Origin of the sequence: Cellvibrio polysaccharolyticus, assembly GCF_015182315.1 — a bacterium.
Classification (GTDB): domain Bacteria; phylum Pseudomonadota; class Gammaproteobacteria; order Pseudomonadales; family Cellvibrionaceae; genus Cellvibrio; species Cellvibrio polysaccharolyticus.
On the sequence record NZ_PRDL01000001.1, the window covers coordinates 559,413 to 576,997 of the forward strand.

At 54.2% G+C, this 17,585-nt stretch carries 13 protein-coding genes; 10 read left to right on the forward strand and 3 right to left on the reverse strand.

Annotated features, from left to right (window positions below; all coding sequences use genetic code 11):
• The first annotated feature begins 15 nt into the window (after positions 1-15).
• Positions 16-1,110, forward strand: a complete 1,095-nt coding sequence (locus tag C4F51_RS02580) for a sensor histidine kinase (RefSeq protein ID WP_193906899.1) — start codon at positions 16-18, stop codon at positions 1,108-1,110.
• Positions 1,111-1,131: 21 nt separating this feature from the next.
• Complete coding sequence (locus C4F51_RS02585) at positions 1,132-1,872, forward strand: LytR/AlgR family response regulator transcription factor (protein WP_193906901.1); 741 nt, start codon at positions 1,132-1,134, stop codon at positions 1,870-1,872.
• A 288-nt stretch (positions 1,873-2,160) separates the two neighbouring features.
• Here the strand turns inward: C4F51_RS02585 and cls are convergent, their stop codons facing one another.
• Entirely contained in the window at positions 2,161-3,621 is a 1,461-nt protein-coding gene (gene cls, locus C4F51_RS02590) for a cardiolipin synthase (protein ID WP_193906903.1), read from the reverse strand.
• A 164-nt stretch (positions 3,622-3,785) separates the two neighbouring features.
• On the opposite strand from cls, the gene hemC reads away from it, so the two are divergent.
• The 7 genes from hemC (at position 3,786) to C4F51_RS02625 (ending at position 13,680) form a co-directional block, all read left to right on the forward strand.
• Positions 3,786-4,733, forward strand: a complete 948-nt coding sequence (gene hemC / locus C4F51_RS02595; RefSeq protein WP_193906904.1) for a hydroxymethylbilane synthase — start codon at positions 3,786-3,788, stop codon at positions 4,731-4,733.
• Positions 4,726-5,562: a uroporphyrinogen-III synthase gene (locus C4F51_RS02600; protein ID WP_193906905.1), complete on the forward strand. Its 837-nt coding sequence runs from the start codon at positions 4,726-4,728 to the stop codon at positions 5,560-5,562. The genes hemC and C4F51_RS02600 overlap by 8 nt, the downstream gene beginning before the upstream one ends.
• A gap of 13 nt (positions 5,563-5,575) precedes the next feature.
• Complete coding sequence (locus tag C4F51_RS02605) at positions 5,576-6,718, forward strand: uroporphyrinogen-III C-methyltransferase (protein WP_193906906.1); 1,143 nt, start codon at positions 5,576-5,578, stop codon at positions 6,716-6,718.
• Positions 6,718-7,971, forward strand: coding sequence for a heme biosynthesis HemY N-terminal domain-containing protein (locus tag C4F51_RS02610; RefSeq protein ID WP_193906907.1), 1,254 nt, complete (start codon positions 6,718-6,720; stop codon positions 7,969-7,971). The genes C4F51_RS02605 and C4F51_RS02610 overlap by 1 nt, the downstream gene beginning before the upstream one ends.
• Positions 7,972-8,330: 359 nt before the next feature.
• Positions 8,331-11,138, forward strand: coding sequence for a TonB-dependent receptor (locus C4F51_RS02615; RefSeq protein ID WP_193906908.1), 2,808 nt, complete (start codon positions 8,331-8,333; stop codon positions 11,136-11,138).
• A gap of 202 nt (positions 11,139-11,340) precedes the next feature.
• Positions 11,341-12,609, forward strand: coding sequence for a purple acid phosphatase family protein (locus C4F51_RS02620; protein WP_193906909.1), 1,269 nt, complete (start codon positions 11,341-11,343; stop codon positions 12,607-12,609).
• A 141-nt stretch (positions 12,610-12,750) separates the two neighbouring features.
• Complete coding sequence (locus C4F51_RS02625) at positions 12,751-13,680, forward strand: ABC transporter substrate-binding protein (protein WP_193906911.1); 930 nt, start codon at positions 12,751-12,753, stop codon at positions 13,678-13,680.
• 73 nt (positions 13,681-13,753) lie between these two features.
• On the opposite strand, the gene ppk2 is transcribed toward C4F51_RS02625, so the two are convergent.
• Both ppk2 and C4F51_RS02635 read right to left on the reverse strand, forming a co-directional pair.
• The gene (gene ppk2 / locus C4F51_RS02630) at positions 13,754-14,683 is read right to left on the reverse strand and encodes a polyphosphate kinase 2 (RefSeq protein WP_193906914.1); all 930 of its coding nucleotides are present in this window, start codon (positions 14,681-14,683) and stop codon (positions 13,754-13,756) included.
• A gap of 155 nt (positions 14,684-14,838) precedes the next feature.
• A complete protein-coding gene (locus C4F51_RS02635) occupies positions 14,839-16,434 on the reverse strand; it encodes a carboxylesterase/lipase family protein (protein WP_193906916.1) in 1,596 nt (531 codons plus the stop codon).
• Positions 16,435-16,638: 204 nt separating this feature from the next.
• Between C4F51_RS02635 and C4F51_RS02640 the strand changes: the two genes are divergently transcribed.
• The gene (locus tag C4F51_RS02640) at positions 16,639-17,547 is read left to right on the forward strand and encodes a LysR family transcriptional regulator (protein WP_193906919.1); all 909 of its coding nucleotides are present in this window, start codon (positions 16,639-16,641) and stop codon (positions 17,545-17,547) included.
• Positions 17,548-17,585 lie beyond the last annotated feature (38 nt).

The following is a 17,585-nucleotide window of genomic DNA, read 5'->3' on the forward strand; positions in this document are numbered from 1 at the left end:
AGGAGTAGCTTTGTTTTGACCCCCAAACCCGCATCGCCCGGCGATCATCGTATCCGGCGGCACTTTCTGCCTGACCTCTGCCAGAGCCAGCCGGTATTTTTACTGGTGCTGGTGGCCGAGCTGGTAGCGCTGCTGCTGTCGATCACCGCCACCGGGCTGCAACACTTCAGTTGGGACGTGCTGGCCATCACCTCGTTTTACGTGCAGTGGATCGTGCTGGTGTGCGCCATGTTGCTGTGCCGGTTGCGCAACTGGCTGGCCGGGTTCAGCCTCACGGCATCGGCCTGTTTTTGCTACGGGCTGGTATTGCTGGCAACGGTGCTGCTGTCGTTGCTGGGGCAGTGGTTTATGCACTGGCTGGCACGCATGGCGACTGGCGGTGCCGTCGGTGCGCTGTTTCCGGTTATCGACTATTGGCAGCTGGGGGAAAATTTGCTGATCGCGGCCATTCTCAGCGGCATTGTCTTGCGCTATTTCTACCTGCAACAGCAACTTAATGACCAGCAGCAGGGCGCCCTGGAAGCGCGTATTCAGGCACTGCAATCGCGCATTCGGCCGCACTTTTTATTCAACAGCATGAACAGCATTGCCAGTTTGATCGCCACCGATCCGGAGCGGGCCGAGCGGGTAGTAGAAGACCTTTCCGAACTCTACCGCGCCAGCCTGGCCGAACCGGCGTTGACCGCGCTGTCACGGGAGCTGGATTTGTGCCGCCATTATCTGGATATAGAACAGCTGCGGCTGGGGTCGCGATTGCGGGTGAACTGGCAAATCGAGGTTGACCCGGCTACCACCGGTATTCCCGGTTTGCTGCTGCAACCCCTATTGGAAAACGCCATTTTTCATGGCATAGAACCCCTGCCGGATGGGGGTGAAATTCGCGTGCGTATTACCCGCAAAGCCCGGCAAATTCAACTGGCGCTGACCAACCCGGTGGCCATTCGCCCGGGCAATTTGCGTGATAACACCCGGCACAATCGCATGGCGGTGGCTAACATTCACCACCGCCTGCAGGCGCACTACGGCGATCAGGCGCGCATGTCGACGGTTATTGATCACGACAGTTACACTACCCTGATCAGCTGGCCGGATACGCCACCGCCACTTTAAACACCAGGAAATAACAGCACCATGGATATTCTGATTGTTGACGACGAACCGCTGGCCAGACAGCGACTGATCCGCATGATCAGCCGCATTGACGGTTGTGAGGTCGTCGCTGAAGCCGGGCGAGCCGACGAAGTGATGGTCGCTATTTGCCAGCACGACCCGGACGTGGTGTTGCTGGATGTGCGCATGCCGGGCGAAGACGGTTTATCCCTTGCCTATCGCATCGCCGAACTGGAAGACCCACCGGCGCTGATTTTCTGCACGGCGTTTGATCAATACGCACTGGAAGCCTTCGGCACCCAGGCGGTGGGTTATTTATTAAAACCGGTAAAAGCCGAACACTTGCAAGACGTACTCGCCAAAGCCTCCCGCCTCAATAAACTGCAGCGCGCCCACCTCGACAAAGCGCCATCAACGTCTGGGGAGCCGCGTAAAAGTCACATCCGGGTAAAAACCCGCCGCGGTATGGAACTGCTGGCGGTAGACGATATCCGCTGCTTTGTTGCCGACCAGAAATACGTCACCGCTTACCACCCGGCGGGTGAGCATTTGCTGGATGAAAGCCTGAAACAATTGGAAGACGCCTTTGGCGATCGCTTCGTGCGGGTGCACCGCAATGCACTGGTTGCCCACGCCCACATGGAAGCTATGGAAAAAAATGCCCACGGCCAATACAGTTTGCGCCTCGCCGGCGTTAACCAAACCCCGCTAATCAGCCGCCGCCACGCCAGCCTGGTGAAAAAAGCGTTTGAAAGTCGTTAAGCATCCGGCCTGAACGCTGCACTGTTTCATGCTGGCACAATGCGAGTTTAACTACAGGATAAAGATTCCAAAATCGTTAGTCAGGGGCGCCCGGCCAGGGATGACTCGTCGGAGCCACATGGGTGAAGTGCGCATTAAGCAAAACATGTTTTGCGCGCACGGAACGACAATCCTCTGTGAGGGTTGGCCGGCACCGCTTGCGGATGTTTATGCGTTTTTGGAATCTCTATCCTGTAGTTAAACGGACAAATAGCAACTGCTATCTTTGTTAAAAAATTTGGAAAGTTCTCAAATCAACGGACTGAACAAGTGCGTGATGTTTTCGAAAAAGCGCGACACCGGGTGGCGTTGGTGCCAGGTGGCGGGGTCGAGTGGAATGGCTTGTTGGCGGTAATCATCCACAATATGCGCCAGACGTTCGGCGGTGGCGGCGTCGTACATAATCAGGGTCATTTCAAAATTCAGCCACAAGCTGCGCAGATCAAGATTAACCGTCCCGAAAAATGCCAGCTTGCGATCAATCACCGTACATTTACTGTGCAACAACCCCTGGCGGAATTGAAAAATATTCACCCCGGCGTTCATCAAGCTATCAAAGTAGGAACGGCTGGCGTGGCGCACCAGAAAAGAATCCACCCGCTCGGGCACAATCACGGTCACGCTGACGCCGCGTTTGGCGGCAATAATCAGCGCCTGCTCCAGCGCTTCGCCGGGCACAAAGTAGGGCGTAATAATATCCACCGAGGTGGTGGCCGAATAAATACCTTGCAGCAAGCTTTGCAAAATACTGTCGTTGAGATTGTCCGGGCCGGACGGAGCAATTTGCGCCACGGTTTTGTCTTGCCGCACACTTACCGGGTTTTCCAGCAAGGGCAGGTTCTGCCCGGATTCAATATTCCAGTACCAGCAATACACCGCGTTTAATGCGGGCGCCAGCGGCCCTTCGATACGCGCCATCAAATCAATCCACTCGCCCACCGCCGCCGATTGTTTGAACTGCGTGGGGTCAATCAAATTAAAGCTGCCGATGTACGCGACCCGGTCATCCACAATCAGGGTTTTACGGTGGCTGCGTAAATCGTAACGGCCCAGCGCGGCCGGCACCAAGCCAATAGGGCAGGCCTTTATCACCTCAATATTCGGGTGCTGCAAACGTTTGAACAACGGTGATTTGAAAAAACGGGCGCTACCCACCGCATCCAGCATGACCCGGCAGCGCACACCGCGGTTGGCGGCATCCAGCAGGGCATCCGCCACCTGGTCGGCAATGCCGCCCGGATGCCAGATGTAAAACTCCATATGGCAGGTTTTTTCGGCGGCACGAATATCCACGCACATGGCGAGAATCATCGACTGGGCCGATTGCAGAAAATTCACCTCGTTACCGCCCAGCGGCGGTATACCGGCGGTTTGAAATTCCAGGGTCGCCAGGGCGTGCGCTGCGGGGTGATAATCCTGCCAGGGGTAATCGAGGTTCTGCCGGTGTCGCAGGCCGGGAATATCCTGCAACTGGCGTAACCGCGCGCGGCGGTGCTGGTGTTTCACCCCGAGAAAGCGCTCACCAAATAACAGGTAGAGCACCACGCCAACATAGGGCAGCAGCGCCAGTACCAGCAGCCACGCCAGCGAAGCGCCCACCGGCAGGCGCTGCATAATGACGCGCACCGCAAAGGTAATGACCAGCACAAAGTGCAAGAGAATCAAAAGTTGTTGAACAAGGCTGATCAGAGCCCAAAAAGAATCATGCATGCAAGGTTCCGATGGTGCTGAACGGCAGATTGTGAGTAGGTTTTGGTCGGGTTTTCAAACCGCTTTTGTGGTCAATACGAGTGCTATGCTGCCAACTATAGCGACTTGCTCTGGTATCATCACCCGTCTGAGACTGTTTATCTTATCCGGAAACCCGATTTGTCATGTCTGATTATGCTTCCCGTCCGCTGCGTATAGCCACCCGTAAAAGTCCATTGGCGCTCTGGCAGGCCAATTACATCAAAGCCCGCCTGGAGCAACTCAACCCGCAGTTGCAGGTAGAGCTGGTGCCATTAACCAGCCGTGGCGACAAAATTCTCGATGTGCCGCTGGCCAAAGTGGGCGGCAAGGGGCTGTTCGTCAAGGAGCTGGAAACCGCCATGCTCGACGGCGAAGCCGATATTGCAGTGCACTCCATGAAAGATGTGCCGATGGAATTTCCGGAAGGGCTTGGTCTGGCGGTTATTTGCCCGCGTGAAGACCCGCGCGATGCCTTTGTTTCCAATCGCTTTAACAGCCTTGATGAGCTGCCGGCTGGCAGTATTGTCGGTACCTCCAGTTTGCGCCGTCAGTGCCAGTTACTGGCGCGCCGCCCGGATTTGAAAGTGCAATTTTTGCGCGGTAATGTGCAAACGCGCCTGCAAAAGCTGGATGACGGCGAATACGATGCCATTCTGCTTGCCGCTGCCGGGTTACTGCGTCTGGAGATGAAAGACCGCATCCAACAATATCTGGCACCGGAAATAAGCCTGCCCGCCGGTGGCCAGGGCGCGGTGGGTATTGAATGCCGCACCGACGACGACGCTACCCTGGCACTGCTGCGGCCATTGGCCGATCGCCTCACCACCGAACAGGTGCTGGCCGAGCGCGCCATGAACAATCATCTGCAAGGTGGCTGTCAGGTGCCCATCGCCTGCTATGCTGTTCACACAGAGCAGGGATTATGGCTGCGTGGCCTGGTGGGCGCGCCGGACGGCAGCGAGATATTGGCAGACGACATTCGCGGCCCTGCCGATGAAGCCGAACAATTGGGGGTGACGCTCGCCCAACGCCTGCTGGTAGCGGGCGCTGACCGTATTCTGGCTGCGGTTTACGGCGCTGCTGATGTCTGATCAGGCGCTACGGGTATTGATTACCCGACCGCAAGCGCAAGCCGAAAGCTGGGCGCAAGCCCTGGGCGCGCGCGGTGTGGATGCCCGTTGTGTGCCGGTGCTGGTGCTTGAGCCGCTGAGCGACGAAGCGGAACGCCAGGCGATTAAAAACTGCATTGTCGATGTCGACCTCTACCAGAAGGCCATTGTGGTCAGCCGTAATGCGGTGGATTTTGCAATGCAATGGCTGGATGCCTGGTGGCCGCAACTGCCTACCGGTATTGAATGGTTCGCGGTGGGTAAAACCACCGCCGACGCGCTGGCCGCGCACGGCGTTAGCGTCAGTGCACTGGAACAGGCCAGCGATGGCGCCATGACCAGCGAAACGCTGCTGGACGCCGAAGCCCTGCAACAGGTCGCCGGTGAAAAGATCGTGATCTTTCGCGGCCAGGGTGGCCGGGGTCACATGGGCGAAATCCTTCGTGCCCGCGGTGCCAGTGTCGACTATTGTGAATTGTACCGGCGTGGTGTTCCGCCGCAGGCAGCTACATCGCTGGCCGCATTGATTGGTGAGCAATGTTGGGCGCCTGACATCATTGCCGTGCACAGCGGCGAAAGTTTGCAACATCTTACGCAGATACTGAACGACGTATCGGTATTAACCGGTGAACCGCTACTGGCGGATAACTGGCGGCAAATTGCGCTGATGGTGCCCGGTGAGCGGGTTGCCAGCCTTGCGAAAGATGCCGGATTTAAACAGGTCGTGGTAGCAGAAAACGCTACGGATAACGCCATGACCCGGGCTCTGGAGGCATTCGCTTCGGCCCGCGCTTTCTCATTTTCTGATTAACGAGAGTATGACCGTGACTGACGAAAAAGAACTTCCTGTACCGGAAACTGAAACGCCCCCGCAGGTTACCCCCAAACCGATAGAAACCCCTCGCCGCGAATTTGTTAACGAAGAGTCGGTAGCGGCAGCCCGTTCCGGTAACGGATTGCTCTGGCTGGTGGTGTTGCTATTGATTGGCGCAACCGCCGCCGCCGGCTGGTTTGGGTGGCAGGCCTGGCAAGCCGGGCAACAGCAGGTCGCCGAACTCGAATCCCGCTTGCAACAACAACAGCGCGAACTGGCCGATCAGCGTCAGGCCATGGAGCTGGAATTGGGGCAGCAATTCAACCGTCAGCAGGAAACCGTCCAGTCCACCGTTAGCGACTTGTCGCAGCGGGTTGAAAATATCAACGGTCGGCTGGCTTCCATGTCTGCGGTCAGCCGCGACAACTGGAAACTGGCCGAAGCGGAATATCTGCTGCGCCTCGCCAACCAACGCGTCTTGCTGGAGCGCACCAGCAGCAATGCGGTGGCACTGGCTGAAACGGTAGACGATATCCTGCGTCAGCTGAATGACCCGGAGCTGTTCCCGGTGCGCCGCGCTATCGCCGGTGATGTGAGTGACCTCAAATTGGCCGGCGATATTGATCGCGAAGGCGTATACCTGCGTTTGCAGGCGCTGGCCGGTCAAATTGAAAAACTGACGTTGATAGAACCGCTCAGCGACAACGACGACCCCTGGCAGTTGGCCGGTGGTGACGATGCCAATCAGGAAACCTGGTGGAACAAAATTCGTCGCGGTACCAACGAACTTCTGCAACGTTTCAGCCATCATCTGCGGGTGCGCGACCACGGCTCGCCGGTGCCAGCCATCCTGCCGCCGGATAACCAGTTTTATTTAAAACAAAATGTGCGCATGGCGCTGGAGCAGGCACAGTTGGCGCTGCTGCGCGAAGAGGCACAAATTTATCAGGCCAGCCTGGATAAGGCGCGCGATGCCATCGAGCATTACTTCCCATTAAATCCGCAGTCTCTCGCGGTACGCGCCGAGCTGGCAGATTTACAAGCGGTAATGATTGACGCTTCACTGCCAACCTTTACCGAATCCATCGGCCTGCTGCGTGAATACAGCGAGCGCCGCCATGCAACGTCGGTTGAGTCGCGCGGAGGTAACTGATGAAAAAGTTTATCTTCGCGGTACTGGTGGTTGTCGGCCTGGCGATCTGGATTATGTTCAACCCGCCGGAAGATGGCGGCTACCTGCTGATTGCTTACGGTACCAAAACCGTTGAGATGAGTTTGTGGCTGGCAGCCTTGGTATTGTTGCTTGCCTGGTTTGTGCTGTGGGTTTTGTGGCGATTGTTAACCGGTGGTGCGCACATGGCGCGCTCGGTGTCCGGTTTCTTTTTTCACGGCAGCAGCGCCCGCGCCCGCAAACGCACCCAAAGTGGTTTGATTGATTTTATCGAAGGCAATTGGGTGCAAGCGCATAAAAAACTGGTGCGCGCTGCGCCCCGTGTTGATGTGCCTTTAATCAATTATCTCGCTGCAGCGCGCAGCGCTCATGAAATGCGTGACCCGGATGAAGTGCACCGTCTGTTAGCGATTGCCGCCGAAACCGCGCCGGAACACGGTGCTGTTGCGGTGGCGTTAACCCGTGCGCGCATTGAACTGGAAGACCGTCGTTACGACCAATGCCTGGCAACCTTATTAGCCGTCAGGGAAGAAGCGCCGGACAATCGCGTACTACTGGATTTATTACGCCGCGTTTATATTGCCCGCCAGGACTGGGAAGGTTTACACAGCTTGTTCCCGCAATTGCGCCGTCATAAGGTCGACACGCCGGAAGCGCTGGATGCCCTCGAAGTGCGTATGTACCGCGAGCGTTTACAGCACCAGGGCGATGGTGCGCGGCAATTGCAGAAAGTGGAACGCCTGCCGGTTTTGCGTTCTGCCTGGAATAAAGTGCCTGGCAAATTACAAAAAAATGACGAATTGATTGCCGCGTACGCGCATCAGTTGTTGCTCAACGGTGAAGACCAGGAAGCAGAGGTGTTACTGCGCAAAACCCTGGGTAAATCCTGGAGCGAAAGCATGGTTTACCTGTATGGCCGTGTGCACATTGAAGATAGCCGTTTGCAAATGCGTGTGGCTGAAGAGTGGTTGTCGCAGCATCCGCGTGACCCGGTATTACTGTTAACACTGGGGCGTATCAGCATGCGTAACCAGTTGTGGGGCAAAGCGCGTAATTGCTTCCAGGACAGTCTGGCGATTCGTAAAGATGCCGAAGTCTATGCCGAATTGGCTCGCCTGCTCAGCGCCATGGGTGAAGCTGAAAAAAGCAGCGGCTTTTATCAACAAGGGCTGGATCAAACCATTAACGTATTGCCCGAACTGCCACTACCGCCAAAGAAAGTGTTGTTGCAATAACGCATACTTGCCTGCTAATGGCAAACTGACATAATAATCTCATTCGGCCTCAGGTGGTTTTTTATAACTGCCCGGGGCCGAGTTGTTTTCAGGCCATCAAAATTATTTTCCCCTTCCTCTGCAACTGTCACGCAAATGTAGCTTTGCCTCACTAGCATGGCGTCTCCGATCAAATCCCAAAGAGGATACCAATCATGTTAGTTGCACCGCTCACTGTAGTGGCGGCGGGTGTTCGCCCGTACGCTGATCTTCCTGGCTCGCTGTTGTCTTCCATTTTTTTTCTGCCAGTTTCTGCACCGGACGCCGTGGTCCGTTGTTACCGAATCTGCTCCAGCCAACAGTCTTGTTAAGGAATCGTCATGAAAACCGTTCATTCATTTCTGGCGATTGCCATCGCCTGTGCCATCGCTGCGCCCGTAAGTTCTGTTTACGCACAAACTGCTTCCACTGAATCTGCCACCGTCAATCAACAATCCGGCAGCGTGACCGGTCGTGTTATCAACAACGCCACTGGCAGTTTGTTGCAAGCGGCCAGCGTTCGTGTGGTGGAAGTGAATCGTGAAGTTACCACCGGTCGCGATGGCTCTTTTGTTCTCACCAACATTCCTGCCGGTAATTACACCCTTGAAGTCAATTACGGTGGCCTGGATACCCAGCAATTACCGGTTGCCGTTATCGCTGGCGGCAGCGTTCGTCAGGACATTCGTCTGAGCAATCAGCTGCACAATGTTGAGCAAATGCTGGTGCTTGGTCGCGCCGAAGGTTACGCCTCTACCATCAACTTGCAGCGCAATGCCGACAGTATTCGCACCGTGGTTTCTGCCGATGCGCTGGGGCAAATTCGTGAAGGCAATATCGGCGATGCGCTGGTGCGTTTGCCCGGCTTGTCGGTAGAAACCCGGGCCGGCGTTCAGCGCACTGCCACCATTCGCGGCCTTGCTCCGCAATACAACACCGTAACCGTTGACGGTTTGCGCATGACCAACGTGGACGGCAACCGCGATATCGCATTGGACAGTTTCCCGGCCAACTTGCTGGCGCGTGTTGAAGTTATCAAAGCACCCACGCCGGATATTTCTGCCGATGCGATTGGTGGCACGGTAGATCTGGTTACCCGTTCTGCGTATGACAAAGACGGCCGTACCTTTGAAGTGCAGTTGGGCACCACGCTGAACGATATTCGCGATAGCTGGAACAAGCAGGCGGGGATTACGCTGGGCGATACTTTCGGTGAAAGCGAACAATTCGGTTTGCTCGGTTCAGTATTTTATTTCCGCGACGAGCGCGGTTACGACGTAGTGGATACCGCCTACACCGTTAACAGTGCGGACAGTTATTTTATCAATCGGGCACTTTATTACGATCGTTCTGAAACCAAGGACAAGGTCGGCGCCGGTTTGATGTTTGATTACCGCCCGAGCGATGAAACCAGCGCTTATGTAAAAGCCGTTTACCATTATGATTATCGTGAATTGTTGCGTCGTGGTACCGACTACCGCCCCAATGCGGCTACGCAGTTTGATGTTTCACCGGATGGTGCTTCGTCAACCGGTGGTCGTGTTGATGCGCTGACATTTTATCGCGATCCGAAAAACGTATTCCAAATGTACACCGCCGGTATTGAGCACCGCGCTGGCGATTGGGTACTGGATGGCCGCACGGCTTATTCAAAAGCTAAAAAAGATTATCCGGTTACCTTGCAGGTGGTGAATTCTTTTAACGGCGTAGACATGAGCTACGATCGCAGCAACCGCGATTTCCCGGTATTCACGATTAATAATGCGGTCGATATCAGCAACCCGGACGCGGTGGTTTTCCGTCAGTTTGATACCAACCAGGTACCGCGTGTTGAAGACGAAGTGAGTTTTGATGTCAATGCCCTCCGTGAATTTAATACCGGTCGCTTTCCCTGGAGTATCAAAACCGGTTTGCGTGCAACGCTGAAAGATGCCACCCAGGCGCAGCCTGACACAGTACGTTATACCGGTTTGACCGGCGTAACACCGGCCAGCTTGCTGGAGCACTACAGCAACAGCGATTTTATGAGCGAAGCCAATGGCCGTGCACAATTGCTGCCGTTCTTCCCGGACTGGCGTAAATACCATGCGCTGCAAAAATCCAATGCAGCTGCTTTCACGCAAAATGCGGCGGCAACATTATTCAGTGCAGAAACGCTGGCCAATGCTGACTTCACCATCAGCGAAGATATTTATGCCGGTTATTTAATGGGCACGGTCGAGATTGATCAGCTGACTATATTGGGTGGGGTGCGCGTTGAAACCACTCGCATTGACAGCGAAGCCAATGAAGTGACCGTGAACAACGGCCAGGTTACCCATGTGGCGCGGGTCAGTGACAGCAACAACTACACCAACGTATTACCGAGTTTGCATGTGCGTTACGCGGCGATGGATGACCGCCTGATTTTGCGCAGCTCTATCAGCAAGGCTATCTCACGTCCGCCACCGGGCGATCTGATTCCGTCCAAACAGGAAAATGCGCAAATGAACCAGCGCATTATCGGTAACCCGGCGTTGGAACCGGCAGAATCGGTTAACTATGATTTGACTGCAGAATATTTCCTGCCGCCGCTGGGTGTGGTGTCTGCCGGTGTGTTCTACAAGGACATCGACAACTTTGTATTCAGCTCCAGCCGCATCGCCGCCGACGGCGTTGACGAGCGTACTCGTGTGAACGGTGATGGCGGCAAGGTGCGCGGTCTGGAATTTGTATGGTCGCAGGAACTGAGCTTTTTGCCGGGTTTCCTGAGTGGTTTCGGTGTTGAAGCCAACTATACCTGGCTGGATTCCGAAGGAGTTTATCCGGGCCGTAACAGTGACCTGCCGTTGGTAAATTCGCCGGACTATATTATCAATGGTGTGTTGTCTTACGCTCAAGGCCCGCTCAGCGTGCGTCTGTCCATGAACAAAATGCCGGATCGTCTGGAATCGGTGGGTGGCCGTCAGGCATTGGATAAATACAACGCCGCATCGACTATTTGGGACCTGGCTTTTAAGTATCGTGTCATGGATCAACACAATATTTTCTTCAACATTAAAAACCTTACCAATGAACCGACTGTGCAATTTCAGGGTTCTCGCGGTAATCCCACCAGCGTGGTGTACTACGGTGCGCAATACACACTGGGTGTTGATTTAAGTTTCTAACCTTCTCCTGACGTTGGTCACTTTGCTCCGCCGTATTTCGGCGGAGCTTTTTTGCTTTTAAATAATGGGTTTGTAAACCGTCATCCTATTGAATTGCACTATGGAAAAACTGAACACATCATCGCCTGGCCGGGCATTAGCCTGGCGAAAAATAATGCTCTGTTTTTTTATGGTGGGCAGCTGCTGTGTTTATGCTGCTGATATGACCGGGGGCTCTCCCGAGCGAGTGTTACTGTTGCCGGGTGCATCGCCTTCTACCAGTCACACGGTTAGCTGGCGAACATCTGCAGCTGCAACAGAAAGCCTTGCAGAAATATCCGAAGCCGTTGCATCACCTTCCCTGATACAGCATGCCAAAACATTTAGCGGCACCAGCAAGTCGCTGGCGCTGGGAGAGGGGGTCGTTTTTCATCACCAGGTTAGCTTCCAACCTCTGAAGCCGGATACACTCTATGCGTATCGAGTAAAGGGGGAAAAGGCATGGGGCGAGTGGCTGACCTTTCGCACAGCAGCTGAAAAATTTTCACCCTATCGCATGATTTATCTGGGTGATATGCAAAACCATATTCATTCCCTGGGAGCGAGAACCTTACGGGCGGCTTTTGCGAAAGCACCGGATGCGCGCCTGATGTTACATGCCGGGGATCTGACAGACCGGCGAGGCCCGGAAGATGAATTGTGGCGCCAGTGGTTCGCCGCTGGCGGTTGGCTATTGGGCAATGTGGCGCAAGTTCCTGTGGCCGGCAATCACGAATACCAGGAAACTCCAGGCAAATTACCAGCATTGCGGCAAGCCTGGGCCGCCCATTTTCCGCTGCCCGATAACGGCCCGGCGTTGCTGCAAAAAACGGTTTACTCGTTTGATTATCAGGGCGTACGTTACATTATTCTCGACTCCATGGCCGCCATACACAGTGAAACCGCAGCCAAACAGCAGGCGGCGTGGCTCGAAGCCTTGCTGGCAAATAATCCCAATGTGTGGACCATCGTCAGTTATCATCACCCTTTATTTTCCGGCGCTTATGCGCGTTGGAATAAACAGTTGGTAAAACACTGGCAGCCGTTATTTGAGCGCTATTCGGTTGATCTGGTATTGCAAGGCGATGATCACATTTACGGCCGCTGGCAAACGGCTGGCCGTGCCCCGGTGTATACCATCTCGGTGGCCGGAGCAAAACACAACCGGGTACATCCGCAAGCGAAAAAAGTATTACAGCGCTCCGGTGAAGATGCCCAGTGGTACCAGGTGATCGACTTCGAAGCAGATCGCCTGCGCTACCGCGCATGGACAGTGAATGGCGATTTGTACGATGCCTTCGATCTGGTGCGTGAGCCCGGTAAAGCATCACGAGTCGAAATGTCGCAGGAAATTCTGCCCGCCGAACAGCGCTGCTCAAAACCTGGCGACGACCCGCAAACTCAAACACAGCAAGATAAATCGCGCTGTTGGCTGGTAACAGAGTTGCAATAAAACCTCGCTGCAATATAAGGTTGGGCTTTGCTGGCAATTGGCGTATTACCTTAACAAGTTGATGCGAAACCGCACGCGAATAACAAAACAGTCGGCCTAACGCATTACTGAATAATTACAGAATTTGATACAGGATATTTCATGCATACACCGGTTCACATTTCCACAACCGCCCGCCCGCTAACGGTTTACGCGGCGGGGCCTGGCAGTTTAATGAAAAGTCTGGTTACTGACTTTCAGGAATACAGCGGCGCGCGGGTCAATTTATTTCAGGCGACGACCGGTAAAGTACTCGCACGCCTGGAAGCGGAAGCAGACAACCCGCAGGCCGATGTATTTATTTCGGCCTCCTGGGACCTGGCGCAGGAGCTGGACGCACGCGATTGGTTGCAACCCTATGAAAGTGAATACGCCGAACACGTGCCTGCGCATTTAAAGACACCTCACTATATTGCACAGGCGGTGTCGGCATTGGGTATTGTCTGGAATCGCGATAGCGACACACCGCAACCCAACGACTGGCAAGACCTGGCCAGCCCGGCATTCAATGGTTTGGTCAATATGCCTGACCCGGCGTCGTCCGGTGCCTCGGTGGATTTATTGCTGGGCTTGAAGCAGGCCATGGGTGAAAACGCCTGGCAATTGTTTGCCCGCCTGAAACAAAATGGAATGGAAATTTGCGGCGCAAACGATCAGGCTTTGGCGCCCGTGCTGCGGGGCAACAAAGCCGCAGTGTTTGGTAGCGTAGATTATGTTGCTTACGCGGCGGTAGAAAAAGGCGCACCCATCAAGGTTATTTTTCCGCAAAGCGGTACGGTTATCGTGCCGCGCCCGATGATGATTTTGAAAAATGCCCGCCAGCCACAACTCGCTCGGGAATTTATAAATTACCTGTTATCGGATGATGGCCAGGCCGGTGCCGCAGCCGCATGGTTAATGCCGGCGCGCAGCGATATCATCACCCGTCGCCCGTCGATCAATGACATTCGCCTGTTACCCCAGGGTAAGCTGTCAGAAACCAGCCGGGCGCGTAGCCTGGAAAAATTCAGTGATGTTTTCTTCGGCGGCTAACATTGTTTTTTATATCCTTTACCCAACCACCTGACGGAATTTAACTTCGCGCCAGATGGTTGGGCGATGGATGCTAGTAAATCTCCGGCACAAACATATCTTTCGGTACCGGTCTGCGTACGTAGTCATCGTGGTGTTCACGGGGCGGCAGTGCAATCGCTTGCCGCTTGATTTCGCGGTAAGGCATTTGCTTGAGCAAATGGTCAATACAATTCAGCCGCGCTTTTTTCTTATCGATGGCTTCCACCACCCACCAGGGTGCTTCGGTAATGTGCGTGCGCTCCAGCATCACCTCTTTGGCTTTGGTGTATTGTTCCCAGCGGCGGCGCGATTCCAAATCCATCGGGCTGAGTTTCCACTGTTTGAGCGGGTCATGAATGCGCCCCATAAAACGTAAATATTGTTCGTCATCGGAAATGGAAAACCAGTATTTGATCACCTGAATACCGGAGCGCACCAGCATGCGTTCAAAGTCCGGTACGGTGCGGAAAAACTCTTCGTATTCGGCGTCGTTACAAAAACCCATCACCCGCTCAACACCGGCGCGGTTATACCAGCTGCGGTCAAACAACACCATTTCACCGGCGGCCGGTAAATGGGAAACGTAGCGCTGAAAATACCATTGAGTGCGTTCCCGCTCGTTGGGTGCAGGCAGCGCCGCGACACGACAAATACGCGGATTCAACCGCTGGGTAATCCGTTTGATCACGCCGCCTTTACCGGCAGCATCTCGCCCTTCAAACAGAATCACCACCTTATGGCCGGTTTCAGCCACCCAGTCCTGCAACTTCACCAGCTCGATTTGCAGGCGGAACAGCTCACGAAAATACTGACGCCGCGCTTCTTTATGGCGTAACACTTCATCGGGTGACTGCCGCGATTCGGCCATACCCGGTATCTGGTTGTAAATCTGGTCTTCAAACTCCAGCTCAAATTCCTCGTCATAACTATCGAGCAAATCATCACTGATACGCTGCATCACTTCAGCATCGGAAAGGTTCATAGGTTACCCAATATGGAACAGTGGTCATTTCATTGTATATAGGGTAAATGACACTTTTATAACCGATAGAACCAGGCGGCGATCCCGTCTATTGAGCTCAATTTCCCTTCCCGGTGCCAGCGCTACTGCGAGGTGAACAGGTTTCATTGTTGTTATCAGTACACACCGGTTCTGTCCCAAAATTCACAGTGATGCGCTCGTGCAAACCGGCCGGACACCATCCGTGCCCCCGGTAATGCAAAGGTCATGAAATTATCCTGCTTCGGATCAAACTGTGGCCAGTCGCTCGGCTGAGTGTGAAGGGCCGCTACATCTGCAAAGTGGTCAACCATCTGGTCGGATAGCTTCTCCTGTAACGGATTGAGTTTCACCGGTGTGCCACTACCACCATGAAAGCCCGGAAACAGGTAAGCCAATTCGTAGGTGTGCGCCGCCAGTAATGGGAAAGAGGTGGCGTCAATGTAAGAAGGCGCGGTTCGATCACTGAACTCATAAGCATAAACCGGAATTTTATCTGCCAGTGCCCGGTTCATCGCGCGCCCGGTACAAGCGAACATACTATCGGTAGCCGCCGAAGCGAAGGCTTCACTGGGGTTGTCGTAGTGGGGAAGTGGATACTGGCGTAACACTTTGGGTGCAAGCGCCTTTCCATACATACGTTCGATCTCTACCGGATATTCAGCCTCTGTCATCACCTTTCCGGTCATTAACTCGGGCAGGGCGACAAAGAAGCGCCCTTCATCGCGCGTGCTGCCAGACACCAGTGTGGCGCGATTAATATTTCCTTTGCGATAAGCGTCGGATGGATGTTCAGGAATCAACTTGCCATCAATGATAAATTCATTCAGCGCAAAAGGCGCCTGGATATCGAGGATGCGTTTGCTGGACAAGGCGCGGAGGCAGGTGGCACCGCCGGTTTCGCATCCGGCTTCTTTTGCAAAGGCGTTCCCCACTTCTCTTGCAACGCTTAAAGGGAGTGGCGCACCAAATGCCGGGTGTCGGGTCATGATGCCACCGCCGCTCATGGCAATAACATGCTGGAACAGGCCTGCCGACCGGGGCGATACCATATGTGCCATTACACTATTGCCACCAGATGACTCGCCTGCGATGGTTACGTTGGAGGCATCGCCCCCGAAGAGAGCTATGTTCTTCTGTACCCAATGCAGTGCAGCTTGTTGATCCATCAAACCGTAATTGGCGACATGGTGATTTTCATCGTCCAGTGCGGAATGCGCCAGAAAGCCGAATAGCCCGAGTCGATAATTAATGGTAACGATCACCGCATTACCGCGACGCGCCAGTTTTTCGGGGTTGTAATCGCCAGCCGCGCCGACCTGAAGTGCTCCACCATGAATCCAAACGAACACCGGTTGTTTCCGGTGGTTTTCTGCCGCATCGCTTCGGTAAACATTCAGGTAAAGACAGTCTTCACTTCCGCCAGCATTGGCGAATACACCAAGATCGGCATTTTGCGCACAACTGCTTGCCAGGGCATTGGCTTTAAGCGGTGTGTTCCATGGTTTTGCCGGTTGTGGTGGCTGCCAGCGCAGTTGCCCAACAGGTGGCTCAGCATAGGGAATTCCTCGCCATGATTCGATGCCACCGGAGGATATTCCAACCACAGAGCCGGAGGCTGTCGCTATGGCAAGCGGTTCTTTGGCCTGACAAATTGCCACGGTCAGGCCAAGCAGGCTACCCAACGCTATCCGGTAGAAGCTATTGCGCTTCAATGGCGTTGTAATGTTCATCGCTGATTTTCTCCATCCAGCCGGAATTTTTTCCATCTACCTGTACTCCAGTCATAGCCAAAACATGTCGATTCTTATGCAGTTCAGGTGAAAGACATAAGGGGACTTCACCGGCAGTGGTCGCGACTGCTCATCATGGTAGGGATTTCCCATTGTGTTGATAAGATGGTAAAAACAGAATGTACTGTTGCAAGGAATTCACCAATGGCAAAGCCAACCCTAAATGATCTGCAAGCATTTGCGACAATCGCTCAGGAACGCAGCTTCGCGCGGGCGGCTGCGCAATTGGGTCTATCCCGCTCGGCGTTGAGCCACAAGATCCGAACCCTGGAGAAACAGCTGGGCGTGCAGTTGTTAATACGCACGACCCGCAGCGTTTCTACCACGGAAGCGGGTGCCCGTTTGCTCGGTGTTATTGGTTCCCGTATTAACGAAATTGAGGAAGAGTTGGGAAGTCTCAGCGCAACGCGTGCGAGGCCTGCGGGAACCGTCCGCATAACCGCCAATGATCATTCCATACAAACGACGCTCTGGCCGCGACTATTACCGTTGCTGCAAAAGTATCCCGAGATCCGGATTGAGTTCAGCGCGGACTATGGGTTGACTGATATCGCCGCGAATCAATTCAACGCGGGAGTAAGGCTCGGTGACAGTATTGATAAAGATATGATTGCCGTACGTATTGCGCCGGATATGTGCATGGCCGTTGGCGCTGCACCGGGATATTTAAAGACGCGACTACCACCCGCAACACCGGGAGAGTTAACCGGGTTCAGTTGCATTAATCTTCGTTTGCCTACCTACGGTGGTCTTTATGCCTGGGAATTTGAGAAAGAGGGTCATGAGTTAAATGTGCGTGTGCAAGGACAAGTGACCTTCAATAACGTATATCTCATGCTCAAAGCCGCTATTGATGGTGTGGGGTTGGTCTATGCACCGCGAGATCTTTTAGAGCCGTATTTTTCCTCCGGGGAATTGCTGCCACTACTCGACGACTGGTGGGCAACTTTTCCCGGCTATCACATTTACTACACCAGTCGGCATCAGGTGTCGCCAGCACTGTCTTTAGTGATAGATGCGCTGCGTTATCAATCACCATTAATAAACCCCTAATCTGTTTACAAATACAGGTGGTGAAGCTGCCAATGGGC

Excerpts from the sequence above, each read along its gene's own strand:
- C4F51_RS02585 (WP_193906901.1), top strand. The coding sequence starts at position 1,132 with ATGGATATTCTGATTGTTGACGACGAACCGCTGGCCAGACAGCGACTG.
- cls (WP_193906903.1), bottom strand. The coding sequence starts at position 3,621 with ATGCATGATTCTTTTTGGGCTCTGATCAGCCTTGTTCAACAACTTTTG.
- hemC (WP_193906904.1), top strand. The coding sequence starts at position 3,786 with ATGTCTGATTATGCTTCCCGTCCGCTGCGTATAGCCACCCGTAAAAGT.
- C4F51_RS02600 (WP_193906905.1), top strand. The coding sequence starts at position 4,726 with ATGTCTGATCAGGCGCTACGGGTATTGATTACCCGACCGCAAGCGCAA.
- C4F51_RS02610 (WP_193906907.1), top strand. The coding sequence starts at position 6,718 with ATGAAAAAGTTTATCTTCGCGGTACTGGTGGTTGTCGGCCTGGCGATC.
- C4F51_RS02615 (WP_193906908.1), top strand. The coding sequence starts at position 8,331 with ATGAAAACCGTTCATTCATTTCTGGCGATTGCCATCGCCTGTGCCATC.
- C4F51_RS02620 (WP_193906909.1), top strand. The coding sequence starts at position 11,341 with ATGACCGGGGGCTCTCCCGAGCGAGTGTTACTGTTGCCGGGTGCATCG.
- C4F51_RS02625 (WP_193906911.1), top strand. The coding sequence starts at position 12,751 with ATGCATACACCGGTTCACATTTCCACAACCGCCCGCCCGCTAACGGTT.
- ppk2 (WP_193906914.1), bottom strand. The coding sequence starts at position 14,683 with ATGAACCTTTCCGATGCTGAAGTGATGCAGCGTATCAGTGATGATTTG.
- C4F51_RS02635 (WP_193906916.1), bottom strand. The coding sequence starts at position 16,434 with ATGAACATTACAACGCCATTGAAGCGCAATAGCTTCTACCGGATAGCG.
- C4F51_RS02640 (WP_193906919.1), top strand. The coding sequence starts at position 16,639 with ATGGCAAAGCCAACCCTAAATGATCTGCAAGCATTTGCGACAATCGCT.